This window comes from Paraburkholderia piptadeniae (assembly GCF_900007165.1).
GTDB classification, from domain to species: domain Bacteria; phylum Pseudomonadota; class Gammaproteobacteria; order Burkholderiales; family Burkholderiaceae; genus Paraburkholderia; species Paraburkholderia piptadeniae.
In genome coordinates this window covers 911-1,187 of the sequence record NZ_CYGY02000186.1, presented here as the reverse complement: position 1 = coordinate 1,187, position 277 = coordinate 911, and the positions used below count along the sequence as shown (strand labels likewise).

Sequence of the window (277 nt, the reverse complement as noted above, 5' to 3'; positions counted from 1 at the left end):
ACCGCGTGCGTCTCGCGGACACGGACCTGCTGATCGAAGTCGAACGCGACTACACGATCTACGGTGAAGAAGTGAAATTCGGCGGCGGCAAGGTGATTCGCGACGGCATGGGCCAGTCGCAGCGCGTCGCGGCCGATGTCGTCGATACCGTCGTCACGAATGCGCTGATTCTCGATCACTGGGGCATCGTGAAGGCCGATATCGGCATCAAGGGCGGCCGCATCGCTGCGATCGGCAAGGCGGGCAATCCCGACATTCAACCGGGCGTGACGATCGC

General features: G+C 62.8%; 1 pseudogene. It reads left to right on the top strand.

Going from position 1 to position 277, the window contains the following annotated elements:
* Positions 1–277 (top strand): annotated as a pseudogene (ureC, locus tag BN2476_RS49175) (urease subunit alpha); the annotation flags it as partial.